This window comes from Tabrizicola sp. T46, assembly GCF_057219895.1.
Map to the genome: position 1 here is coordinate 250,077 of NZ_JBXVVV010000003.1, position 23,046 is coordinate 273,122.

The 23,046-nt window shown below is 65.7% G+C and carries 26 protein-coding genes and 1 tRNA gene; 12 read left to right on the plus strand and 15 right to left on the minus strand.

Translation table 11 applies throughout. From position 1 onward, the window contains the following. Nucleotides 1–10: 10 nt before the first annotated feature. From AC2D9V_RS14090 to AC2D9V_RS14120, 7 genes are all read right to left on the minus strand, one after another. Nucleotides 11–88 (minus strand) — tRNA-Pro (locus AC2D9V_RS14090). A gap of 55 nt (nt 89–143) precedes the next feature. After that, entirely contained in the window at nt 144–788 is a 645-nt protein-coding gene (locus AC2D9V_RS14095) for a MerR family transcriptional regulator (RefSeq protein ID WP_484714720.1), read from the minus strand. A 15-nt stretch (nt 789–803) separates the two neighbouring features. Next, a complete protein-coding gene (ihfA, locus tag AC2D9V_RS14100) occupies nt 804–1,106 on the minus strand; it encodes an integration host factor subunit alpha (RefSeq protein WP_484715015.1) in 303 nt (100 codons plus the stop codon). Nucleotides 1,107–1,196: 90 nt separating this feature from the next. Continuing rightward, a complete protein-coding gene (locus tag AC2D9V_RS14105; protein WP_484714721.1) occupies nt 1,197–2,168 on the minus strand; it encodes a beta-ketoacyl-ACP synthase III in 972 nt (323 codons plus the stop codon). After that, nucleotides 2,165–3,301, minus strand: a complete 1,137-nt coding sequence (gene plsX, locus AC2D9V_RS14110) for a phosphate acyltransferase PlsX (RefSeq protein ID WP_484714722.1) — start codon at nt 3,299–3,301, stop codon at nt 2,165–2,167. Before plsX ends, AC2D9V_RS14105 begins: the two co-directional genes overlap by 4 nt. A 25-nt stretch (nt 3,302–3,326) precedes the next feature. Further along, complete coding sequence (gene rpmF / locus AC2D9V_RS14115; protein WP_484714723.1) at nt 3,327–3,533, minus strand: 50S ribosomal protein L32; 207 nt, start codon at nt 3,531–3,533, stop codon at nt 3,327–3,329. A gap of 179 nt (nt 3,534–3,712) precedes the next feature. Next, nucleotides 3,713–4,354, minus strand: a complete 642-nt coding sequence (locus AC2D9V_RS14120; protein WP_484714724.1) for a YceD family protein — start codon at nt 4,352–4,354, stop codon at nt 3,713–3,715. A 73-nt stretch (nt 4,355–4,427) separates the two neighbouring features. On the opposite strand from AC2D9V_RS14120, the gene AC2D9V_RS14125 reads away from it, so the two are divergent. Further along, nucleotides 4,428–4,916 carry an outer membrane protein assembly factor BamE gene (locus AC2D9V_RS14125; RefSeq protein ID WP_484714725.1) on the plus strand — a complete coding sequence of 163 codons (489 nt, stop codon included), beginning with the start codon at nt 4,428–4,430 and terminating at the stop codon, nt 4,914–4,916. Nucleotides 4,917–4,958: 42 nt separating this feature from the next. On the opposite strand, the gene msrB is transcribed toward AC2D9V_RS14125, so the two are convergent. Continuing rightward, nucleotides 4,959–5,351, minus strand: coding sequence for a peptide-methionine (R)-S-oxide reductase MsrB (msrB, locus tag AC2D9V_RS14130; protein ID WP_484714726.1), 393 nt, complete (start codon nt 5,349–5,351; stop codon nt 4,959–4,961). 60 nt (nt 5,352–5,411) lie between these two features. On the opposite strand from msrB, the gene AC2D9V_RS14135 reads away from it, so the two are divergent. Both AC2D9V_RS14135 and AC2D9V_RS14140 read left to right on the plus strand, forming a co-directional pair. Continuing rightward, nucleotides 5,412–6,137, plus strand: coding sequence for a GNAT family N-acyltransferase (locus tag AC2D9V_RS14135; protein ID WP_484714727.1), 726 nt, complete (start codon nt 5,412–5,414; stop codon nt 6,135–6,137). Nucleotides 6,138–6,220: 83 nt separating this feature from the next. Next, nucleotides 6,221–6,892 (plus strand): FkbM family methyltransferase, encoded by a 672-nt coding sequence (locus AC2D9V_RS14140; protein ID WP_484714728.1) that lies wholly within the window; start codon nt 6,221–6,223, stop codon nt 6,890–6,892. Nucleotides 6,893–6,906: 14 nt separating this feature from the next. On the opposite strand, the gene AC2D9V_RS14145 is transcribed toward AC2D9V_RS14140, so the two are convergent. The 3 genes from AC2D9V_RS14145 to AC2D9V_RS14155 are packed head-to-tail and all read right to left on the minus strand — an operon-like array spanning nt 6,907 to nt 9,166. Further along, nucleotides 6,907–7,887, minus strand: coding sequence for a methyltetrahydrofolate cobalamin methyltransferase (locus AC2D9V_RS14145; RefSeq protein ID WP_484714729.1), 981 nt, complete (start codon nt 7,885–7,887; stop codon nt 6,907–6,909). Between the two features lie 15 nt (nt 7,888–7,902). Beyond that, the gene (locus AC2D9V_RS14150; RefSeq protein ID WP_484714730.1) at nt 7,903–8,817 is read right to left on the minus strand and encodes a methylenetetrahydrofolate reductase; all 915 of its coding nucleotides are present in this window, start codon (nt 8,815–8,817) and stop codon (nt 7,903–7,905) included. A 46-nt stretch (nt 8,818–8,863) separates the two neighbouring features. Beyond that, nucleotides 8,864–9,166 carry a virulence factor gene (locus tag AC2D9V_RS14155; RefSeq protein ID WP_484714731.1) on the minus strand — a complete coding sequence of 101 codons (303 nt, stop codon included), beginning with the start codon at nt 9,164–9,166 and terminating at the stop codon, nt 8,864–8,866. 264 nt (nt 9,167–9,430) lie between these two features. On the opposite strand from AC2D9V_RS14155, the gene AC2D9V_RS14160 reads away from it, so the two are divergent. Then, nucleotides 9,431–10,573 carry a Ppx/GppA phosphatase family protein gene (locus AC2D9V_RS14160; protein WP_484714732.1) on the plus strand — a complete coding sequence of 381 codons (1,143 nt, stop codon included), beginning with the start codon at nt 9,431–9,433 and terminating at the stop codon, nt 10,571–10,573. Further along, nucleotides 10,570–11,307 carry an RlmE family RNA methyltransferase gene (locus tag AC2D9V_RS14165; RefSeq protein WP_484714733.1) on the plus strand — a complete coding sequence of 246 codons (738 nt, stop codon included), beginning with the start codon at nt 10,570–10,572 and terminating at the stop codon, nt 11,305–11,307. The genes AC2D9V_RS14160 and AC2D9V_RS14165 overlap by 4 nt, the downstream gene beginning before the upstream one ends. Before the next feature lie 128 nt (nt 11,308–11,435). Here the strand turns inward: AC2D9V_RS14165 and mepK are convergent, their stop codons facing one another. After that, the gene (gene mepK / locus AC2D9V_RS14170) at nt 11,436–12,005 is read right to left on the minus strand and encodes a peptidoglycan L,D-endopeptidase MepK (RefSeq protein WP_484714734.1); all 570 of its coding nucleotides are present in this window, start codon (nt 12,003–12,005) and stop codon (nt 11,436–11,438) included. 348 nt (nt 12,006–12,353) lie between these two features. Here mepK and AC2D9V_RS14175 point away from each other — a divergent pair, with 348 nt between their 5' ends. Genes AC2D9V_RS14175 through AC2D9V_RS14190 form a run of 4 tightly spaced genes read left to right on the plus strand, consistent with a single transcriptional unit; the run spans nt 12,354 to nt 16,570 of the window. Continuing rightward, nucleotides 12,354–13,976 carry a L,D-transpeptidase family protein gene (locus tag AC2D9V_RS14175; protein WP_484714735.1) on the plus strand — a complete coding sequence of 541 codons (1,623 nt, stop codon included), beginning with the start codon at nt 12,354–12,356 and terminating at the stop codon, nt 13,974–13,976. Between the two features lie 39 nt (nt 13,977–14,015). Further along, a complete protein-coding gene (locus AC2D9V_RS14180) occupies nt 14,016–15,101 on the plus strand; it encodes a UDP-3-O-(3-hydroxymyristoyl)glucosamine N-acyltransferase (protein WP_484714736.1) in 1,086 nt (361 codons plus the stop codon). A gap of 9 nt (nt 15,102–15,110) precedes the next feature. Next, a complete protein-coding gene (locus tag AC2D9V_RS14185; RefSeq protein ID WP_484714737.1) occupies nt 15,111–15,383 on the plus strand; it encodes an acyl carrier protein in 273 nt (90 codons plus the stop codon). Further along, a complete protein-coding gene (locus tag AC2D9V_RS14190; RefSeq protein WP_484714738.1) occupies nt 15,380–16,570 on the plus strand; it encodes a beta-ketoacyl-[acyl-carrier-protein] synthase family protein in 1,191 nt (396 codons plus the stop codon). The genes AC2D9V_RS14185 and AC2D9V_RS14190 overlap by 4 nt, the downstream gene beginning before the upstream one ends. A gap of 66 nt (nt 16,571–16,636) precedes the next feature. On the opposite strand, the gene AC2D9V_RS14195 is transcribed toward AC2D9V_RS14190, so the two are convergent. Then, nucleotides 16,637–17,326: an invasion associated locus B family protein gene (locus AC2D9V_RS14195; protein ID WP_484714739.1), complete on the minus strand. Its 690-nt coding sequence runs from the start codon at nt 17,324–17,326 to the stop codon at nt 16,637–16,639. Nucleotides 17,327–17,793: 467 nt separating this feature from the next. On the opposite strand from AC2D9V_RS14195, the gene AC2D9V_RS14200 reads away from it, so the two are divergent. After that, entirely contained in the window at nt 17,794–19,341 is a 1,548-nt protein-coding gene (locus AC2D9V_RS14200; RefSeq protein ID WP_484714740.1) for a helicase HerA-like domain-containing protein, read from the plus strand. A gap of 1 nt (nt 19,342) precedes the next feature. Here the strand turns inward: AC2D9V_RS14200 and AC2D9V_RS14205 are convergent, their stop codons facing one another. Beyond that, complete coding sequence (locus AC2D9V_RS14205; protein ID WP_484714741.1) at nt 19,343–19,942, minus strand: TetR/AcrR family transcriptional regulator; 600 nt, start codon at nt 19,940–19,942, stop codon at nt 19,343–19,345. Between the two features lie 62 nt (nt 19,943–20,004). Here AC2D9V_RS14205 and AC2D9V_RS14210 point away from each other — a divergent pair, with 62 nt between their 5' ends. Together AC2D9V_RS14210 and AC2D9V_RS14215 are read left to right on the plus strand one after the other, a co-directional pair. Further along, nucleotides 20,005–21,363 carry an MATE family efflux transporter gene (locus AC2D9V_RS14210; protein WP_484714742.1) on the plus strand — a complete coding sequence of 453 codons (1,359 nt, stop codon included), beginning with the start codon at nt 20,005–20,007 and terminating at the stop codon, nt 21,361–21,363. After that, on the plus strand, nt 21,360–22,043 hold the full coding sequence (locus AC2D9V_RS14215; protein WP_484714743.1) for a D-lyxose/D-mannose family sugar isomerase: 684 nt from the start codon (nt 21,360–21,362) through the stop codon (nt 22,041–22,043). Before AC2D9V_RS14210 ends, AC2D9V_RS14215 begins: the two co-directional genes overlap by 4 nt. A gap of 50 nt (nt 22,044–22,093) precedes the next feature. Here AC2D9V_RS14215 and AC2D9V_RS14220 read toward each other — a convergent pair whose 3' ends face one another. Further along, nucleotides 22,094–23,014 (minus strand): L,D-transpeptidase, encoded by a 921-nt coding sequence (locus AC2D9V_RS14220; RefSeq protein WP_484714744.1) that lies wholly within the window; start codon nt 23,012–23,014, stop codon nt 22,094–22,096. Nucleotides 23,015–23,046 lie beyond the last annotated feature (32 nt).

Genomic DNA, 23,046 nt, shown 5'->3' on the forward strand with positions numbered 1-23,046 from the left:
GGATTCTCGATGGTCGGGCCGGAGAGATTCGAACTCTCGACCTCCCGCCCCCCAGACGGACGCGCTAACCAGGCTGCGCTACGGCCCGACACGGGGGGATACATACCGATATTCGGGGCCGGGGCAAGCGGGAAAGCACATCGTCACCGACCGCCCGTGCCCGCACCCTCGGCACGCTCGACCAGCCGGGCGCGCAGGGCGGCAAGCCGACGGGCGAAGGTGATGACCTCGGGACGCGAGGAAGCCAGAGCACCCTGAGGCAGGCCACGGATCAGGGCGGCCATAGTCACATCCTCGCGCTGCACCCGTTTGGCGGCAGCGGTCTCGAACAGGGGCAGGGCGGGCTGAACCGGGGCCGGACGCGCGGCGGGGGGCGGCGGTGCCTCAACCTCATCATCCTCGACGGCGATGAAGCCGGCCTCTGCCACCTCTTCCGTCAGATCGCCCCCGGCGGCGTCGACATCGGCCACTTCGTCCTGACCCTTGACGCCAAGGCCGGCAGCGGCCGCCGAGAGGGTTTCATCTGAAAGGCTCGCAACATGCCGCACGCCATGGTCGCGCAGGATCTTCTGCACGCCACGGATCGTCATGCCTTCGTCATGCAGAAGGCGTTTGATCCCGGTCAGGAGCGCAACGTCCGACGGGCGATAGTAGCGCCGCCCACCAGCCCGCTTGACCGGCCTGATCTGCGGAAACCGGCTTTCCCAGAAGCGCAGCACATGGGCGGGGGTGTCCAGATGATCGGCCACCTCGCTGATCGTGCGGAAGGCGTCAGGCGACTTGTCCATCCGCGCCGGTCCCCCTTAGCGCTTCTTGCCTGCAGCCACGCGGTCCTTCATCAGATGCGACGGGCGGAAGGTCAGCACCCGGCGGGGCAGGATCGGAACTTCCTCGCCAGTCTTGGGGTTGCGCCCGACCCGCGCGGTCTTCGACCGGACCGAGAAGGTTCCGAAGGACGAGATCTTCACCGTCTCACCTGCGGCCAGCGCGTCCGACATGTGCTGCAGCACGGATTCGACCAGAGCCGCGGATTCGTTGCGGCTGAGACCGACCTCGCGAAAGACGGCTTCGCTGAGATCCATCCGGGTCAAGGTCTTTTCGCTCATCACGTCCCCCCACGTGGTCATTTTCATGACCATGCGGCGGTTGGATTTACGAGTCAATATCAACCACTTGGGACACGCGGTTGAAAGCGTTTACCAACGCAGGACGACCGATCCCCAGGCAAGTCCACCGCCGATCGCCTCGGTGACGATCAGATCTCCGCGCTTGATCTGGCCGCGGGCCTTGCCGACCGAGAGCGCAAGCGGGATCGATGCAGCCGAGGTGTTGCCGTGGTCCTGCACGGTGACGACGACGCGGTCCATCGGGACCTGCATCCGCTTGGCAGTGCCTTCGATGATGCGGATATTGGCCTGGTGCGGCACGATCCAGTCGACGTCGTCGGGGGTCAGGCCCGCCTTGTCGAGCGCGTGATGCGCCGTTTCAGCAAGTTTTTCAATGGCATGACGGAAGACTTCCTTGCCTTCCATGATAAGGTGCCCGGTCGTCCCCGTCGAAGTGCCGCCATCGACATAGAGGATGTCACGGTAGCGCCCGTCGCTGTTGAGGTCGGTCGCGAGGATCCCCCGGTCGCTTGCCGTGCCGTCGCCGGTCACGCCCTCAAGCACCACGGCCCCGGCACCGTCGCCGAAGAGGACGCAAGTGGTGCGGTCCTCCCAGTTCATCAGACGGCTGAAGGTTTCCGCCCCGATCACCAGCACCCGCTTGGCCTGACCGGTCAGGATCAGGGCATTTGCATTCGTCAGGGCAAAGACGAATCCGGCGCAGACGGCCTGCACGTCAAAGGCAAAGCCGCCGGTCATGCCGAGTTCGGCCTGGACCATGGTGGCGACCGACGGGAAGGTCAGGTCGGGGGTCGAGGTCGCAACGACGATCGCGTCGATTCCCTCGACACCGATCCCGGCATCGGCAAGGGCAGCGCGGGCGGCGCGGGCGGCAAGGTCGCTGGTCAGCTGGCCTTCGGCGGCGAAATGGCGTCGCTCGATCCCCGACCTGCTGCGGATCCATTCGTCCGAGGTATCGACGATCGCTTCGAACTCGCTGTTCGGGACGATGCGGTCGGGCAGGTAGTGCCCGACGCCCATGACTGCGGCGCGTAACGTCATTCGGTTGGACTGCTCCCCGTTCCGGGCCCCGTCTCGTTCGGGCCGGAACCACGTTCGGCGGCATCCTGCCCCGCACGTTCGGCAGATGCAACCCGCGCCGCAAGACGTTCGATGAAGCGGGCGCGGGCCAGCTGGTAGGCAAGGCTGACGGCAGCCGCGACGCCGGTGGCATCGGCCGAGCCATGCGACTTCACCACGGTGCCGTTCAGGCCCAGGAACACCCCGCCGTTCACCCGGCGCGGATCGATCCGGCGCTGCAACCGGCGAAGCGATCCCATCGCCAGAAGGGCCGCGAATTTCGACAGGAGGCTTGCGCCAAAGGCTTCGCGCAGGAAATCCGAGATCAGCTTGGCCGTGCCTTCACCGGTCTTGAGCGCGACGTTGCCGGTGAAACCGTCTGTCACGATCACGTCGACGCGGGTCGAGGGCAGGTCGCCCCCTTCGACGAAGCCGACATAATCGAAGTCGCCCGCCTGGGCGATCGGCGGCATCCGTTCATGCGCCTCTTTCAGCTCGGCCCGGCCCTTGTGCTCTTCTGTGCCGACATTGAGGATGCCGACGCGGGGACGTTTCAGCCCAAGCCCGTTGCGGGCATAGGAGGCGCCCATCGTCGCGTATTGCAGGAGATCGTCCGCCTCGGCCTTCACATCGGCGCCGACGTCCAGCATCAGGTTGAACCCGCCCGGGTTGCGCGACGGCCAGAGGCAGGCGATGGCAGGGCGGTTCACGCCGGGAAGCTTTCTGAGCCGCAGCATCGACACAGCCATCAGCGCGCCGGTGTTGCCGCAGGAGACGGCGACCGAAGCCTCGCCATCCTTGACCGCATCAATGGCCGAGAACATCGAGGTGCCCATCCCGTGCCGCATGACCTGCGCGGGCTTGTCGTCCATCGTCACCACACGCTCGGCATGGCGCAGGGTGACGCGGCCGTCGAGGCCGGGATGGCGCTTCAGCAGCGGCTGAATCTGCGCCTCGTCGCCGTGCAGGATGATGTCGAGGTCTGGGTACTGGGCGACCGAATCGACAAGGCCGGCAACAACCGCTGCCGGCCCGCGATCGCCACCCATGGCGTCAACCGAAATGACCACGCGATCAGAGGAAGCGGCGGACGCGGACCTAGGGTCGGTGGCCATCTTCGGTGTCGCGCGGACGGACGGCTTACGCCGCGTCTTCGTCCAGATCAACCTCGCGGGCGGTCGAGACGACCTCACGCGAATCGTAGTGGCCGCAGGCGCTGCACACGTGGTGCGGACGCTTCAGCTCGCCACAGTTCGGGCATTCGTTCGGGTTCGCGGCGACCAGCGCGTCATGGGCGCGGCGCATGTTGCGGCGCGAGCTGGTGGTGCGGTTCTGCGGGACAGCCATGTCTCAACCTTCGGGCAGTGGGGACAGGAAGCGCCCCGGATTTCCTTTGCGAAACAACCCCGTGGCCAAGGCGTGGACAATAGCCGACCGGTGCTGTCTTGCAGCTTGAATGAGGCGCGGAACATACTCGGATTTCGGGGCGGCGCAAGCCCCTTTTCGCAGCGTTCCGGCAGGGTAGGTCAGCCTTCGCCACCGCCCTTCGGCGTGAGTTTCGCGGCAAGGGCGGAAAGGCCCGCGAAGGGCTTCAGGTCTGCGTCCGTCAGCGGTGTCACGCCCTCGGCGGCATGGACCGCCGGGCCGAGTTCCGCCCCCGGAGCGCGCGGATAAAGCGGCAGGGCCAGCGCCAGCGCCTCGGCCGCGATCGCGGCAAGGTCGATCACCTCGGGCATCGGTTCAAGGCTGTCATCCTCGGGCATCTCGAGCTCGTCCGCGTCCGGTTCGGCAAGCCCCGCGACATAGCGGCGGCGGACGGCCTCATCGATCCGGGCGCGGACCGGGGCGAGGGTCACGACGCAGGCCTGGTCGGCCTCGGCCTCAAGGCGTGCGCTCAGGACAACCTCGTCCCGCCCGGCCGGCGTGATCTCGCCGGTCAGGCGCAGCTTTCGGAGCGCCAGAAGGCCAAGGTCGGCGGCAAGGGCCTTCCGCTCCTCCGCGCCCGCCTCGTGGTGAAAGCGCGTGGGTTTCCGCGCGCTGAGGCCCCCGGTGCGGAAGCGGGTCGGCCGGGGTTGGCTGGCGTCGGTCATCGGGGCCTTTCCCGCCGCCCCTGCGCGGGTCATCACCCGGAGTTGCGGCGTTCCATTCTTGAACTTGGGTCGATCCATCGTTATCCCGGATGGGCCGGATTTTGAAGAACCCGCGTCATCGGCTGACGCAGCAAGGGGCAAGAGGGCAAGAATGGCAGAGTTCCCGTTGCTGCGGACGGTCGTTGCGGCCCCCTTACGCCTGCGCGTGACGGCTGCTGCACTGCTGGTCGCAGCCGGGCTGGCCGCCTGTACTCCGGTCATCCGCAACCACGGCTATGTCCCCGCCGAAGATGAGCTTGCGCTGGTCGAGGTTGGCGTCGACACGCGCGAGACGGTCAACCAGAAGATCGGCCGCCCCTCGACCTCGGGCCTTCTGAACGACGACGGCTGGTATTACGTGCAAAGCCAGTACCGCCTGGTCGGCCCGCGTGAGCCGCAGGAGGTTGACCGCAAGGTACTTGCCGTCACCTTCAACGAGTCCGGCGTGGTCGAGAACATCGCCCTCTTCGGGCTGGAAGACGGCCAGGTGGTCGAAATCTCGCGCCGCGTGACCGAGACGAACATCAAGGGCATCTCCTTGATCACCCAGCTGCTTGGCAGCTTCGGCCGGGTCACTGCCGAAGATGTCTTCTCGGAGTAAGGGTCCCGCAGGGGCGGCCGTCTGACCGCCGCCCCCGGGCCGTCACGCCTCGGGTTCGAATCGCAGGGCGACGCCGTTGATGCAGTAGCGCAGCCCGGTCGGACGGGGTCCGTCGGGAAAGACGTGGCCAAGATGGGCGTCGCAGCGGTTGCAGTGCACCTCGGTCCGGCGCATGAACCAGCTGTTGTCGGACTGTTCGCCCACCATCTCCGGGTCAAGCGGCGCGTAGAAGCTGGGCCAGCCAGTCCCTGAGTCGAACTTGGTCTTCTGGTCGAAGAGCGGCGCATCGCAGCAGATGCATCGGAAGGTCCCGGGATCCTTCGGGAAATCGTCATGGGTAAAGGCGCGTTCCGTGGCGTGCTTGCGGGTGACCTTGTAGGCAAGGTCGGAAAGCTGTGCCTGCCATTCCGCTTCGGTCTTGACGATCTTGTCCATCGGGGCGACTCCTCGTGTTCTGCCCCGAATGTAGGGTGGGCACAGGCGGGGGAAAAGGGCGTGCAGTCCTTGCAGCGGGGCGGGATGGTGGCGCGGCTGGCGCATGGGAAGGCCGACATGGCGCGCGTCATGGCCTTCCGGAGCGCGGCCTTTCCCCGTGCCCAAGGGTCCGAAGCGGACGAACAGGACGCCCTGTCCACCCATGTGATGGTCGAAGGACCGGCCGGTCTGCAGGCCTATTTCCGGCTGATGCTCTTCGGCTGGGGCGCGGGGCTGGAGCAGGGCTATGCCGCGCGGTTCTATGACGTCGCCCCCCTTGCCCGCTATGCCCGCCCGATCGCCGAGGTCGGGCGCTTTTGCGTGGCGGCGGGTGGGGTCCACCCCGATGTGCTGCGGCTGGCCTGGGGGGCGATGACGCGGCTGGTGGACGAAGGGCAGGCGGGCCTTCTGGTCGGCTGTACCTCGTTTCGCGGGGCGGACTGGACGCAGCACCGCGCCGGGCTGGCGCTCCTGGCCGACGGGCATATCGGCCCGGCCGAACACCTGCCGCGCAAGAAGGCGGCCGAGGTCGTCGATTATCCCGCCATTGTCGGCCCGGTGACCGACAGGCGCGCCGCCCTTGCCGCTTTGCCACCGCTTCTGCGGACCTATCTTGGCATGGGCGGATGGGTCAGCGATCACGCGGTGGTGGACCGCGAGCTTGATACGCTTCACGTCTTCACCTGCGTCGAGGTCGACCGGATTCCCCCGGCCCGCGTCGCCTCGCTTCGCAGCATAGCGGGGTAGGGTGGTGCCGCGCTTGCCCCGTCCCGCCATCGCGCCTAGCCTGAGCCGGGTTGTCACGCCCTCTCTCTTCAACAAGTTTCCCGATGCCCGACGCGTTCTCTGATCCCTTCGACCTGATCCTGCGCTACTTCCCGGACTGGTCCCCGAAGCTCATCTTCGACGTCGGCGCAAATGTCGGTCAGTCGGCCAAGGCCTACGCCCGGCGGTTCCCGGACGCCCGTGTGCATTCCTTCGAGCCCTCGCCCCAGACCCGCGAGGTTCTGGTCGAAAACATGCGGAGCTTTCCCAATGTCACTGTCCACGGCCTTGCGCTTGGCAGGGAGGCCGCGACCCAGGGGCTGACGCAGGGCAAGCAATCGGCCATGAACCGCCTTTTGCCTGCCGGGAAGCCCCTGCCGGAGGGCGCGGTCATGGTCGAGGTGCAAAGCGGGTCAAGGGTGATGCGCAATCTGGGGATCGACCACATCGACTATCTCAAGATCGACACCGAAGGCTCGGACCTTGCGGTCCTGCACGGCTTTATTGATCGGCTTGACCAGGTCGACTTCGTCGAGGTCGAGGCCGGGATGAACCCCTACAACCGGACGCATGTGCCCTTCGGCAAGTTGACCGCGCTTCTGGGCGAGGCAGGCTTTCACCTCGCCCATCTTTTCGAGCAGAAGATGGAGTGGAAACGCGGAGGACGGCCGGTCCTCCGCCGCTGCAACCCGCTGTTCATCAGCGGGCGGCTGGTGGATCTGTCAGACCTGCGCTGACCGCGAACCGGGCCTCAGGCCCGGCCGCGACGCCCGCCACGCCGTCCGCCCGCCGCCTGCGACGCGGCGGCCGAAGCTTCCGAGAAGGTCATCCCGCCTTCGACCGCTTCCAGCACCTTGGCGAAGCGGATCCATTCGCCGCCGTTCGGGTCGTGGTTCATCAGGAAGTTGGCGGCGCGGATCGCCTCCATCTCCTGCTGGCGGACGGGGTTCATGATTGCGCTGGTCATGCCCGCGCCGATGGCCATCGGCAGGAAGGCGCCGTTGATGCCGTGGCGGTGCGGCAGGCCGAAGCTGATGTTCGAAGCGCCGCAGGTGGTGTTGACGCCCAGCTCCTCGCGGAGGCGGCGGACGAGGGTGAAGACCTGCTGGCCCGCGCTGGCCATGGCGCCGACCGGCATGACCAGCGGGTCCACCACGATGTCATGCGCCGGGATGCCGTGATCGGCGGCCCGTTCTACGATCTTCTTCGCCACGGCAAAGCGGACATCGGGATCGGGCGAGATGCCGGTGTCGTCGTTCGAAATCGCGACGACCGGCACATTGTACTTCTTGACCAGCGGCAGGACGAGTTCCAGCCGCTCCTCCTCCCCGGTCACCGAGTTCAGGAGCGGACGACCTTCGCAGGCCATCAAGCCCGCTTCCAACGCGCCGGGGACGGACGAGTCGATGCACAGCGGCACATCCACCGTCTGCTGGATGATCTCGATCAGCGCCTTCATCAGCGGCGGCTCGACAAAGTTGTTGTCGGCATAGCGCGGGTCGGTGGCCATCTTGTTGGTGAAGACCGCGCCCGAGTTCACGTCCAGCACCGTGGCCCCGCAGGCGACCTGTTCCAGCGCATCCTTGATGACCGTCTCGAAGTTCCCCGCCTCAAGTTCGGCGGCAAGCTTCTTGCGCCCCGTGGGGTTGATGCGCTCACCAATCACGCAGAAGGGCTCGTCAAAGCCGATGACGACGGTTTTCGTTTTGGATTCAACGACGGTACGGGTCATTCTTGATGCTCTTTCTCAGGCGGTTGCGCTGGCCGGAACGCCTGAGGCGCCGCCATTGTCGGTGACCCACTGGGCATTGGTCTTGATGCCACCAAGGGGGAAGAAGTGGACCTGCTCGATCGCGAAGCCGGGGTTCGCGGCCTTGTGGGCGGCAAGCCCTTCCAGGATTTCGGTCGGTTCGTAAGGCAGGAGAAGTTTGGTCACATCCATCGCGCGCTTCTGCAGCACGCGCAACGAGGGGCCGACACCGCAAGCGATGGCGAACTTGATCAGCGTCTGAAGCTTCGCGGGCCCGGCGATGCCAATATGGACGGGCAGCTTGATGCCTTCGGCCTGCATCCGGTTCACCCAATCGATCACGGGCTGTGCCTCGAAGCAGAACTGGGTGGTCATCGCCATCTGCGCGTCGGTACGTTCGGCGAAGGCCGACTTCCAGCGTGCGGCTTCCATCACCATGCGGTCGGAGCCATCGGGATCGATATCCTTGTTCCCTTCCGGGTGGCCCGCGACATGAAGCCGTTCAAAGCCGGTAAAGGCCCCGGATTCAAGGAGTTCCATCGAAGAGCTGAAGTCGCCAACCTGGGCGGCGGGGTTGCCCGCAAGGATCAGTCCCTGCTTGACGCCCACGTCCTTGTAACGGGCGACCCAGTCGAAAAGTGTCGCCTTGTCCTTGATGATGCGGGCGGGAAAGTGCGGCATCACGTCGAAGCCTTCGTCGACGATCCGCTTGGCGGTGGCGGTCATCTCCTCGATCGGGCTTTCGATGTTGGCGATGTAGACACGGGTGCCGGTGGGCAGGATATCGCGGAAGTTTTCCACCTTTTCGGCTGTGCGGGGCATGACCTCGATCGAGTAGCCCTTGAGGAAGGCCTCAAGCCCGCCGGTCGCGGGGGCGGCTTCTTCCTTGCGGCGGAAATTGAACAGGGCCATCACGGTCTCCTTGAGGGTGGAAGGCTTGGGCGGGGTCATCAGGGCGTCAGGCCTTGGCCCAGCCTTCTGCGTCGATCAGGATCTTGATGCGGGCGGTATCGAATTCGGCTTCCAGTTTCGCGGCATAGTCGGCAGCGATCGCATCTGGTTCGCCCTCCAGGTCCGCGACGACAACCTTGCGCCATTCGGCGAGATAGGCATCTGCATCCTTGGCGCCGATCTTCATGGCGCAACGGTCGATAGCCTGCTCGAAACGCTCGGAAAGCTGCACCTTCGATCCGCGCCGTCCCTTGCCAACGATGACCTGCGCCGGGATGTCGCGCCAGTAGACGACGGTGACTTCGGCCATGACGCGATGATTCCCTATGCCCGCGGTTTCGCCCAGAGATAGTCGCTCGTCACCGACAGCCGCTGTCGGATTTCGACATGACGGCACAAGGATGCGACCCCGCAGGCCTGCCCGGAACCGATAGCATGCCGAAGGCCGAACCGGACCGGAAAAATCCTCATGAGGATGATGTGCGCCACCCGGGTCAGGGGACCAGCGATGCAAAGCTTGCGCGGGGCCCCGAAGGTGACTACCTTTGACCCCAACCACAGATGGAGGGCGGCCATGACGCCCGAGCGTCCCCCTAGGGCGGACGCGACTGCCGCGCAGGTCGAGACCACGACACAGGTTTCCCGCGCGGACAGGCCGTCAGCCCTTTCCGACCCAGGGTCGGCACCGCTGTATGCGGCGCTTGATCTTGGCACGAATTCCTGCCGGATGCTGATTGCCCAGCCGAAGGGCAATCAGCTTCACGTCGTCGACAGTTTCTCCAAGACCGTCCAGCTTGGCGTCGGGCTCGAGGCCTCGGGACGTCTCAGCCGGTCATCGATGACGCGGACGATCCAGGCCCTGCGGATCTGTGCCAACAAGATCGACAAGCACGGCGTCCGACGCATGCGCCTCGTTGCGACCGAAGCTTGCCGCCGCGCGCGCAACGCCCGCGACTTCATCCGCCAGGTCCGGCGCGAGACCGGCCTTCAACTGGAGATCATCGCGCCTGAGGAAGAGGCGCGGCTTGCCGTCATTTCCTGCGCGCCCCTGGTCAACACCACGACCGAAGAGCTTCTGGTCGTGGACATCGGTGGCGGGTCGACGGAACTTGTCTGGATCGACCTTTCCGCCGTGCCGCCCACGGAACGGCCCCAGGCGATCATGCGGCTGCACATGGGCTTTAATGCTCAAGGCGAAGGCCCGGTCGCGCGGGTGGTGGACTGGATTTCGGTCCCGCTGGGCGTCGCCACGCTGAAGGACCAGTTCGCTGACGTGGACGACGACGCCGCGCGTTTTGCGCTGATGAGCTGGTTCTTCGAAGAGAACCTCGCCAATTTCAGCCCGACGAATTCCGAGACCCGCCGGGCTGGGTTCCAGATCATCGGCACCAGCGGCACGGTCACGACGGTTGCGGCGAGTTTCCTGAACCTGAAACGCTATGATCGCTCCAAGGTCGACGGCCTGCAGATGACCAGCGACCAGATCGACATGGTAATCCGCGAATATGTGGCGCTTGGCCCCGAAGGCCGCCGGAATGACCCTCGTATCGGCCGCGACCGCCATGCCCTGATCATGTCCGGTGCGGCGATCCTGCAGGCGATGATGCGGATCTGGCCGACAGAGCGCTTGTCCGTCGCCGACCGCGGCCTTAGGGAAGGGCTTCTCTACGCGCAGATGAGCGCGGATGGCGTGCTGGAAGACGGGCCCTACACATGACGACGGAAAAGGCCAATTCGGGACGCGGCCAGCGCGAGCTTCGGGTGCGCGTCAAGACCGCGAAGGGGCGCAAGCTCAGCTCGACCCTCTGGCTCGAACGGCAGCTCAACGATCCTTACGTCCAGCGCGCCAAGCGCGAGGGGTTTCGCGGCCGGGCCGCCTACAAGATCATCGAACTTGACGACCGCTACGGCTTTCTGAAACCGGGGTCGCGGGTGGTCGACCTTGGCTGTGCCCCCGGCGGCTGGTGCCAGGTGGCGGTCGATCGGGTCAACGCACTTGGGCAGAATCCGAAGAAGCCCGTAGGAACCGTGCTGGGCGTCGACCTGCAAGAGGTGGAGCCGATTGCAGGGGCCGAGATCCACCAGCTCGATTTCCTCTCCGACGACGCGGACGAGAAGGTGAAGGGCTGGCTCGGAGGCCGGGCCGACGTGGTGATGTCCGACATGGCCGCCGCCGCGAGCGGCCACAAGGCGACGGACCACCTGCGGATCGTCGCGCTGGTCGAGGCGGCGCTGGCATTTGCCTTCGACGTCCTTGAGGACGGTGGCACCTTTGTCGCCAAGGTGCTGGCCGGCGGGGCCGAGAACGAGATGCAGGCGATGCTGAAGCGGAACTTCCGCAAGGTCGCGAACGTGAAGCCCCCCGCGAGCCGCGCCGACAGTTCCGAGAAGTTCGTGGTCGCGATGGGCTATCGCGGCCGTGAAATCGCGGCAGGGTCGGACAGCGACTGACCCCACCCCGTCCGACTGTGTCTTCTTGACGAAACGCAAGCGAGGAGTGGCGAAGCCATCGACGAGCGGATGGTCCGGGGAAAAAGAAAAAGGCGCCCGAAGGCGCCCGATTTCACAAGATCAGGGCCTCAGCCGCCCCAGGTGCGGACCGGGCCGCAATCCATGTGGACGAAGTTCGACCGCGAATACTTGCCGACCCCGCCCGAAGCACAGGCCGCCGCGGCCTTCGCCATCTGGCTGACCGAACGCGACTTCAGCCGCAGGTCGGCCGCTTGGCCCTGCATGTGCAGCGAATTCCGCGCCACGCCGCGCGACTTCGACCGCAGCATCGCATTGGTCTTCGGGCAACGGTAGCCCGAGAGCAGCATGTAGGGTTCGCTCACATCCATCAGCCGGTGCGACGCGGCCATGATGTCGATGGTGCGCATGTCCATCTTCATGGTGTCGTTCGACCGCCAGTCGCGCATGAAGTAGTTGATTTCCTTCATGACTTCCGGGATGTACTCACCCTCGATCCAGTAGATCGTGTCGATGCTTTCGCCGGTGCGGCCAGAGTACATCCGGATGCGGCGGATATCACCCGAGCCTTTCAGCAGGCCGAAGGCATTGGAGTAGGTCGGGGCTGCGACAACCGCGGTTGCCGCGAACACGCCAAGCAGGCCACGCCGCGTGACAGTGAAGTTCCGATTGTCCGTCATTCTAACGCCTGTCCCTGTAGCTGTCTTCGACCGCTTGCCGCAGCTTTCTCGTGCAACTTCATCCCCAAGGTGCCTCAGTCTTATGGCACAGGACGAATCGAAGCCCAAGCGAACTCTGCCCGACATCCCCGCACCATGGTCCGCATCGGCAAAAAATTGCTGAACAAGCCCGATTTCCGGTCCGGAAGCCATCACTGGTGCTGATCCGGCAATCAGCGTTGCGCAAATGGAAACAATTCCTTCCGACTGCCCGGTTTTTCCCGTTTGTGAGTGGACAGCCTTCCTCATTTGCGGCGATATGTCCGGAACGGCCGGGAATTCGGCCAAGTCATTGAGTTCGGTGCCGGAATGGTCTTTGCCGATTATCGCTTCGCCAAGCATGGCGCGTTCTTCCTGCCTGCGCTGGCCGTCTCACTTTTCACTCTTGTCGCTCCGCCGGTCCGGGCGGCGGAACCGAAAGAGCCGCCTGCCTTTGTTCAGGCGCTCGCCGTTGCGGCTGGTGACGATCGGGCGATCGCTGACTGGTATCGCGCCAACGACTATCGCACGCTCTGGACCGGGGCCGACGATGTAACGCGCCGCCAGGCGCTCCTGTCGGCCTTCGCCACGGCATCGGATCACGGCCTGCCCGTCGCCCGCTACGATGCCGAGGCCCTGCGCGCGGCCCTCCTTGCCGCCAAGACCGAGGGCGACCGCGGTCGGGCCGAGATCGCCCTGTCGCGGGCCTATCTCGCCTGGGCGCGCGACCTGACCTCCGGCGCGATCGAGCCGGCCAAGGTCGACCCGGGCATCCTGCGCGAGATCGCGGTGATCGAGCCAGAGGTTCTTCTGTCCCGCATCGCCACCGGTGATCCGCAGGTGGTGCTGGACTGGCTGCTGCCGAAGTCGCCGGCCTATCTCAACCTGATGAAGGCCAAGATCCGGCTTGAGGCCGATATCGCGACGGGTGGTTGGGGCCCGCTCCTGATGGCCAGACCGCTCAGTCCCGGTGACAGCGGGCCCGAGGTCGTGGCACTTCGTGATCGGCTGGTCCGCATGGGCTATCTGGCCCACAGCGCAACCGCCGTCTTCGACCGCACGATCGAAGCAGCTGTTGTCGATTTCCAGCTGAACCATGGGCTGACCGCCGATGGCATCGTCAACGATTCCACACTTGCGGAACTCAACAAGGGTCCGGAAGAGCGGCTGAAATCTGTCGTCGTCGCCCTCGAACGGCAGCGCTGGATGGATTACGACCGGTCCGCGCGGCACATCTGGGTGAACCTGCCCGACTTCACCGCAAAGATCATCGACCACGGGCGCACGGTCTTCGAGACCCGGGTGGTGATTGGAAAGAACGTCCCCGACCAGCGCAGCCCCGAGTTTTCGGACCTGATGGAGCATATGGTCATCAACCCCTCATGGGGCGTGCCGCGGTCGATCACCGTGAAGGAATACCTGCCGCTTCTGCAAAGGAACCCGAACGCCGTCTCGCATCTTCAGGTGATCGACGGGCGCGGGCGCGTGGTGCCGCGCGGGGCGGTGAATTTCGCGGCCTACACCTCGCGGAACTTCCCCTTTGCGCTGCGCCAGCCGCCATCCGACGACAATGCGTTGGGCCTGGTGAAGTTCATGTTCCCCAACCCCTACAACATCTACCTTCATGACACGCCGTCCAAGTCGCTCTTTGCCAAGGAGGTGCGCGCCTACAGCCACGGCTGCATCCGCGTGGCCGATCCTTTCGACCTCGCCCATGCGCTTTTGTCCGTGCAGTCGAAGGATGCCGAGGCCGAGTTCGACGAAAAGCTCAAGACCGGGAACGAGACCACGGTAAAGCTACTGTCCCAGGTGCCGGTTCATCTGGTCTACTTCACGGCCTATCCGGGCGCGAAGGGCCGCATCGCCTATCGGCGGGACATCTACGGGCGCGACGCCGCCCTTTTCGAGGCGCTCAGCTCCGCCGGGGTGGAACTGGCGGGCGTTCAGCGGTAAGGCTGGCGCTACGGCCCCGCACACGACCCCGAGGACAACATGGCCCATACGATCCGCGACATCGCAGCGGCCCTTGGTGCTGAGGCAGAGGGTGCGCTTGATCTGACCGTCACCGGTGCCGCCGAACCGCAGGAGGCCGGTCCGGACCAGATCGCGCTGGCGATGGACCCGCGCTATGGCGAGGGCATCACGAAGGGCCAGGCCCGGGCGGCCATCGTCTGGCCGGGTGCCGACTGGCGCGCCATGGGATTGAATGCCGCGATCTTCGCGCCGCGCGGGCGGTTGGCCATGGCCGGCCTCACCGCGCTGATGGACCCCGGGCCGGACATTGCGCCGGGGGTGCATCCCATGGCCGTGGTGCATCCAACGGCAAGCCTTGGGGAAGGAGCCGCAGTCGGTCCTTTCGTCGTGATCGGGGCCGGGGTGATCATCGGCAAGGGTGCGCGCATCGCCAGCCATGTCTCGATCGCCGAAGGCGCGCGCATCGGCGCAAATGCCCTGATCCTGCAGGGCGCGCGGATCGGCGCCCGGGTGACCATCGGCGACCGCTTCATCTGCCAGCCGGGCGCCGTCATCGGCGCCGACGGGTTCAGCTTTGTGACGCCAGAGAAATCGGGGGTCGAGGAAATCCGCGAAACGCTCGGCTCACGCGCGGAAATCAAGGATCAAAGCTGGACAAGGATACATTCGCTTGGTGCCGTAACCATCGGGGATGACGTCGAAATTGGCGCGAACGTCTGCATCGACCGCGGCACAATCCGCGATACGGTCATCGGTTCGGGCACCAAGCTCGACAACCTAGTCCACATCGGCCACAACGTTCAGGTCGGGCAGGACTGCCTCTTGTGCGGCCAGGTCGGCATCGCAGGCTCGGCCCGGATCGGCGACCGGGTGGTCATGGGCGGCCAATGCGGCGTCAACGACAACATCTTCGTCGGCAATGACGTGATCGCGGGCGGGGCCACCAAGATCTTCACCAACGCTCCGGCCGGCCGCGTATTGCTGGGCTATCCGGCCGTGAAGATGGAGACCCATGTCGAGATGCAGAAGGCGCTGCGCCGCCTGCCACGGCTTGCAGCCCGGGTGGCGGCGCTGGAAAAGGGCAGCGACGCGGACAACGACTAGGGCAGGGCGATGACGTCATCCTCGGACATCGAGACAGAGGTGATCGCGATCCTTGCGACGCAGCTTCTCATTTCGCCTGCGGACATCGCGCGCGACGCGGCCATCGCCGATCTTGGCCTCGACAGCCTTGGCAAGGTCGAGGCGATCTTTGCCATGGAAGAGCGCTTCGGCATCGCGATTCCGTTCAACGCCAACGAACCCGACCAGCCCGAGTTCGACTTTGATACTGTGCAGGGCATCGTTGGCGGCGTCGAAAGGCTGATTGCGCTGCAACGCGGATGAGGCAGGTCGTCGTCACCGGGATCGGCACAGTCAACGCCCTTGCGCAGGGCGTTCCCGGCACATTCGCCGCCCTCAGCGAAGGGCGCTCGGGCATCGCGCCCCTCACGTTCCGCGACGCCGACCGCCTGACGATCCGCATCGGTGCGGAAGTGCGCGACTGGCTGCCCGCGCTCGACCCCGCGAAGCTGCCGCTTTACGACCGGGTCACGCAATATGCGCTTGTCGCGGGGGCCGAGGCCGTTGCGATGGCGGGCCTGACCGACCCGATTGGTCATCGGGGCGGTGTGATCCTTGGCACTGCCGCCGGTGGCATCTCGACCTGGGAAGACAGCTATCGCGCTGTTTTCGCCGAAGGAAAATCCCGCGTCTCGCCGCTGGTGGTACCGCGTCTGATGCACAACGCGCCCGCCTCGCATCTTTCCATCCGTCACGGGCTGACCGGACCGGTGCTCGCGGTTGCATCGGCCTGCGCCAGCGCCAACCACGCCATGGGGCTGGCCTTCCAGCAGGTCCGGTCCGGAGCTGCGGACGTCATGCTCACCGGCGGCTCCGAGGCGATGCTCTGCTTCGGTGGGGTCAAGGCCTGGGAGGGGCTCCGTGTCCTCGCCCCTGACGCTTGCCGTCCGTTCAGCCTTGGACGCAAAGGCATGGTGATCGGCGACGGGGCGGGGATCATCGTATTTGAGGCCGAAGACCACGCCAGGGCCCGTGGCGCCCCGATCCTTGCCCGGGTCGCCGGCTTCGGGATGACCGCCGATGCCGGCGATATCGTCGCCCCCGACCCGGCAGGGGCCGCGCGCGCGATGGACGCGGCCCTTCAGGATGCCGGTCTGGCCCCGGGCGACGTCGGCTACATCAACGCCCATGGCACCGGCACGCTTGCCAATGACCGCAGCGAAACCACCGCCATCCGCCAGGTCTTCGGCGCCAATCCCCCGCCGGTCTCCTCGACCAAGTCGATGCACGGCCATGCCATCGGTGCAACCGGCGCACTGGAGGCGATTGCCTGCCTGATGGCCCTGACAGAAGGCATCCTGCCTCCGACCGTCGGGTATCAGGCGCCAGACCCGGACTGCGCGCTCGACGTGGTTCCGAATGCCGCCCGCAAGGCAAAGGTGGACGTGGCCCTCTCGAATGCCTTTGCCTTCGGGGGCCTCAACGCCGTGATTGCCTTCGCGCGGGCTTGACCGATCCCGGAACGAAGAAGGGCCAGCCTCGGCGGACTGGCCCTTGTAATCTGACTGTCTCAAGGATCAGGGGTTGGTCGCCGGAGCGGCCTCGGCCGGCGCAGCCTCGGCAGGGGCGGCGGCGGCAGCTGCCGCATCCGCTGCGGCATTCGCCGTATTCACCGCCTCGAGCCCCGCGGTGAAGCCCTTCAGGGAAAGGTTCAGGGTCACTGTCTGATCCGGCGCGACGAAGGGAACGATGCTGACCACGGCATTCGCGCCCTTCTTCATCGCGTCCACCTCCTCGGCCGTAAAGCCAAGACGGACCACGCAGCCCAGATCGGCGCAGAAGGTGAACGGATAGACCTTTGACTGCCGGTCATCGATCTGCATCCGCATGCCCGAGGTCAGCAGCGTCTCAAGCGGCGCGATGAAGGTCGCCCCGGCTACGGCTTCGCTGTTCGCACCTTCCGGCAGGCCGAAGATCGTGAACTCGGCCACATTGTTGCCCTGTCCATCCTTGAGAAGCTTGTAGAGCTGGCAGGGATCGGCACCGCTTTCGGTCCGCACGCAACGCTGTTCCCAGTCCTCGAACTTGGCAGCGGTATAGGTCTCGCCGACCCCGCCCGTATTGACCTCCTGACCCATGGAAAGGTCGGTCGCCGCCGCGCTGTCGCCTTCGGTGGCCGGTGCGGTTCCCTCGGTGGTCTGAGCGGCAAGTGGCAGAGCGGCAAGGGCAGCGATCAGGGCAAGCGCGGTGCGGGTGGTCGAGGCCATCTGGGGCTATTCCTTCGGGTTGGTGTTTGGCGCGGTCTCTAGCATGCCCTTCCGCCGCCGTCAGGTGCGAAAACGCCTTGCAGGCAGGGTTCTGCACGGAATGTGAACGCCCCAAATGGCAACCGAACCCTGAAATGGGAAAGGGCCGGCTAGGCCGGCCCTTTCCACATATTGTTTTTTGCTCCCTGTCGGACTGGCCGACTTCATGGGTTGGGACGCTATTTCGGTTTGCCGGGGCCGTCAACGGGATTCTGACGGATCATGTGACAAGCCCGTTACAAAAAAACCGCGCCTTTTCAAGGGCGCGGCCAGTCAACAGGGAGGAAGTCACCACCGGACTGCCGGATCAGGCAAGGCCGGTGCAATCAGACTGGCAGAACCGGGTTAACATTGTATGTTTTTCCCGGTCGGAACATGAAGCAGCACCGCAGCACGGCGGTCACGGCACGGGAAACAGGGTAGACGCAATGGAACAGGGCAATACAGCGCCAAGCATCATGGTTGGCGGCGGGGGCGAAGGCCATGCGGTTCAGCAACACCTCCTCCTGGGCTATGGCAACCGCCACGGGTTGATCGCGGGCGCCACCGGCACCGGCAAGACGATCACGCTCCAGATCCTGGCCGAAGGTTTCGCTGCCGCCGGTGTGCCGGTCTTCCTTTCCGACGTGAAGGGCGATGTCTCGGGCATGGCAGCCGCCGGATCGCCCGCCCACAAGCTTCACGAAAGTTTCCTCAAGCGCTGCGAAACCATGGGGCTGGAGCTTACCTACCGCGCCTTCCCGGTGATCTTCTGGGACCTCTTCGGGGAAAAGGGTCACCCGGTCCGCGCAACGGTTTCCGAGATGGGGCCGCTACTCCTCTCGCGCCTCCTTGAACTCAGCGACGCGCAGGAAGGTGTGCTCAACGTGGCCTTCCGCCTGTCCGACGAGGAAGGTCTTGCGCTTCTCGACCTGAAGGACCTCCAGGCCCTCCTGACCTTCGTGGCCGAGAATGCCACCGAGATTTCCGCCCGCTTCGGCCTTGTCACCAAGGACTCTGTCGGGGCGATCCAGCGCCGGCTCCTTGTCCTTGAGAACGAGGGCGGGGCGAAGCTTTTCGGCGAACCCGCGCTGGACCTTGCCGACCTGATGACTGTCGATCCCGACGGAACCGGGCGGATCAGCATCCTTGCGGGCGAACGCCTGATGAACTCGCCGCGCCTTTATGCGACCTTCCTCCTCTGGCTTCTCTCCGAACTCTTCGAGTCCCTCCCCGAGGTGGGCGACCCCGAGAAACCCAAGCTCGTCTTCTTCTTCGACGAGGCGCATCTTCTTTTCAACGATGCCCCGAAGGCACTGATCGCCAAGGTCGAACAGGTCGCGCGCCTGATCCGGTCGAAAGGGGTAGGGGTCTACTTCATCACCCAGAACCCGGCGGATGTGCCGGAAAACATCCTCGGCCAGCTTGGCAACCGGGTGCAGCACGCACTCCGCGCCTTCACCGCCAAGGACCAAAAGGGCCTGAAGCTCGCCGCCGAGACCTACCGCCCGAACCCCGACTTTGCCATCGAAGAAGCGATCCGCGATGTCGGCACGGGCGAGGCGGTGACCTCGTTCCTTGAGGCCAAGGGCGTGCCGGGCGTCGCCCAGCGAACCCTGATCCGCCCGCCCTCCAGCCAGGTCGGGCCGCTGTCAGAGGCCGAACGGACGGCGGTGATGGCCGCCTCGCCCATGCGGGGCAAATACGACACGCCGGTCGACCGCGAAAGTGCCTGGGAACTTCTGCGGGCACGGGCCGAGGCCGCCGCAGCTGAAGCAACGCGCGCCAAAGAGTCGACCGCCGAAGCGCGCGAATTCGAACGCGCCCGGCGCTACGACGGCAATGTCCTGCCCGAGGCCAAGCCCCGGCGCACCAGCAACAGCCGGTCGGATTCGGTGACCGAGGTCTTTGCCAAAAGCTTTGCCCGCCAGCTTGGCAGCAAGTCCGGCCAGGCGATGATCCGCGGCGTTCTCGGCTCGCTCTTCGGCAAGCGCTGAGCTACGGCTTCAGCGTCAGCCCGTCGAACAGCGCGTCCAGCATCCGGTGCGCGCGGGCCTTGCGGTCAGAGTTTTCCGGCATTTCCGCCACCCAGAAGGCAAGGTTCAGCACCGCACCGTTCAGCATGGTCGCCATGGCCTCGGCATCGCTGACGGCCAGCTCGCGGCTTACCTCGGGGTCAGACAACCCCTCGACCACCTCCGACAAGCCCGAGTTCAGCATCAGGTCGAAGGCCCGCGCCCCCAGGATCGCCGGGCCTTCCAGAAAGAACAGCCGCAGCCGGTCCGGCCGCAGCACCGCATCGAGATACCGGTGAAAACAGGCGCGCCATGCGGCCCAGGACGGCATGTCCGGGTCCCAGGCCGCGTCGATCTCTTCGCCGATCTCGGCATCCATACGAAGCAGCACGGCTTCGAAGAGCCCCGCCTTGTTGGTGAAATGATGGTGCAAGGCCCCCCGCGTTACCCCGGCCTGTGCCGAGATCGCGTCCAGCGAAGCCTGAGCCACGCCTTGCGTCGTGAACACCTCCCGCGCGACGGCAAGGATACGCTGGGTCGTCTCATGCGCCTGGTCGGCGCGGCTGCGGCGGTCGGTTGACATACGGCCCGTATGTGATATCTGCACTAACATACGAACCGTATGTCAAAACCCCGGCCCTTGCAATGACCCTTCTCTCCGCCATCCGCCGCGAGGCGCCTGCGATCCTCGCGCTTACCGTGCCCATTGTCGCGGGGCTGGGGGCCTCGACCCTGCTCGGCGTCACCGACTCGGTAATGCTGGCACCACTCGGTGCCCTGCCGCTCGCGGCCGTCGGGATCACGAACGCAGTCGCCGTGATCCTTTACGCCGCGATCTGGGGGCTTTTGTCGGCGATGTCGGTCAGGATCGGCACCGCCTACGGCGCGCGGCAGGGCCGTCGGATTCCCGCAACCCTGCGCAACGGCCTGGCGCTCGGCTGGATCGTGGGCATCGGCGGGGCCGTCCTGATGCTTGCGCTCTGGCCCGTGCTGCCGCTTCTCGGCCAGCCGACCGAGGTCCTTGCGATCATGTTCCCCTATTGGACGGCCATTTCGCTGATGATGATTCCCTTCTCTGTCCTTACGGTCTTCAAGGCGACATTCGAGGCTGTGGATCGCCCCTGGCTTGGCGCCGGCTTCGCCTTTCTTGCGGTCGTCATCAACATACCTCTGAACTACGCCCTGATCTGGGGCCTCGGCCCCCTGCCGATGCTGGGTCTGACCGGGGCCGGAATCGCCTCCTTCACCGCCGAGGCGCTGGCACTTGCCGCCGCCTGGGCCTACTGGCGGCAGGCCCCGTCGATGCGGCGGCTGCGCCTCAGGCGAGACCTCAGTGGCGCCGAGATCGCCAGCGTCGCCAGGGAGGGCGCTCCCCTCGGCCTGATGTACATCGCCGAAACCGGGGCGATGGCCGTGGCCACGCTGATGATCGGCACCTTCGGCGCGGTTGCCCTCGCCGGGAACCAGGTGGCGATGAGTGCCGGTGGCCTGCTCTACATGGTGCCCCTCGGCATTGCCGGGGCGGTCGCGATCCGCGTCGCGCAGGAACGCGGCGCGGGCAACCTTGACGCCCTCCGCCCCATCACCTGGGCCGCCCTCGGCATGGGCACAATCTGGCTTGCCGGGGCGGCGGTGGTCCTTGGTCTGCATGGCGAAACCATCGCGGGCTGGATCACGTCCGAGCCCGAGGTCATCGCCGTCGCCGCCACGATCTTCTTCGTCTTCGCCTTCTCGCAAGTGATGGACGGCGTCCAGTCCACCATGACCGGCGCGCTCCGCGGCCTCTCCGACACCGCCTTTCCCGCAACTGTCTCGATGATCGCCTACTGGGTCCTTGGCCTGCCGCTCGGCTGGGTGCTGGCCCATCCCGTCGGCATGGGCCCCTCCGGCATCTGGGCCGGCTTCGTGATCGCGCTCGGCCTCGCCGGCCTTGTGCTCGTCGGACGCTTTCTTCGGCAGACGGGACCGGCTAGGCTGGCTGAAGTGCCCGGAGGAGAGACATGAAGAGATCCCGCATCAACGACATCATGCGCAGCGCCGACGAGATGATCCGTCACTACGGCTTCGTTCTGCCGCCCTTTGCCAACTGGTCCCCGGACGAGTTCAAGGGGAAGAGGGACGTGGCCCGCGCAGTGATCGACGCCCGCTGCGGCTGGGACATCACCGATTACGGGCAGGGCCGGTTCGATCAGATGGGCCTCTTCCTCTTTACGCTCCGCAACGGCCGCCTCGCCGACCTCCAGCGTGGCGGCGGCATGTGCTATGCCGAGAAACTCCTGATCTCGCGGCAGGACCAGCTTTCCCCGATGCACACCCATGTCATCAAGGCCGAGGACATCATCAACCGCGGCGGCGGCACCCTGGTGGTCGAGCTGTTCGGGTCGGACGACAAGGGCGGGTTTGCGGCCGACCGGGGCGGCGTCGTGATGTGCGACGGCATCCGCACCCCCTACGGACCCGGACAGAAACTGAAGCTTGCGCCGGGGGAAAGCGTCACGCTCATGCCCGGCGACTGGCACGCCTTCTGGGGTGAAGGCGGTGACGTGCTGATCGGCGAAGTCTCGACCGTGAACGACGACCTCACCGATAACATCTTCCGCGAGCCCATCGGCCGCTTCGCCGAGATCGATGAGGACGAGGCGCCCTGGCACCTCCTCGTCAGCGACTACGACCGCTGGCTCTGAACGCAGAAGGGGCGCCATTGGCGCCCCCCTTTGCATTCCTCTTGACACTGTCAGTCGCTGGCAGCACCCGGACAGACGCCGTTAACCAGCGCCGTGGCGCAGACAAGCTCACCTGCCGCAGGCGCGGGCGTCGCAGGGGCCGCCGGGGCCGACGCCTGCACCGCAGGCACCGCTCCGGGAACCGCAATCGTCGGGGGCGGCAGCACCTTCAGGGCCGGAACGGCACCTGCCGGAACCTCGGGCTTCGGCGCGGCAGCCTTTTTCGGCGCAGGCGGCTTCGGGATGTAAAGCCCCTTCGGCATCTCGCCGGATGCAGTCAGGACGATCACCTTCTCACCGCCCTGCAGACGGTTATAAAGGTCAATCACATCCTGGTTTATCATCCTGATGCAGCCCGACGAGGCATTGCGACCGATCGACTTCCACTCCGGCGTGCCGTGGATGCGGTAGCCATAGTCGATCCCGTTCGAGGTCAGGTAGATCGCCCGCGCCCCCAGCGGATTGGTCGGGCCGCCCGGCTGGCCGTTCTCCCATTTCGCAAGCTTGGGATCCCGCGCGATCATTTCCTTGGGCGGCGTCCAGGTCGGCCAGGGCTTCTTGTCGGCGACGATCGCCTCACCCGACCATTCGAACCCGGCGCGACCGACTGAAATGCCGTAGCGGATCGCCTTGTCCTGGCCGACCACATAGTACAGGAGCCGGGTCGCGGGGTTGATGATGATCGTGCCGACGGGCTGGTCCGTTTCGTACTGGACCACCTGGCGGCGGTGGCTGGCCGGGATCTCCTCGACCGGCAGGGCCGGGATCGCGATGCCGGAATCCATCGTCGCCACGTAGACGTTTTCATCCGCCTTCGGGAGCGGTTTCGAAGCGTTTGAGGGCCCAACCGTCGGATCGACGCAGGCAACAAGCGTCAGGCAGGCAAGCAGGGCAACGGCCTTGCCGGAAACGGAGACGAGGAACTTGTGCATCACTGAACCCATTTCGTCTTGATCCCCCGGAA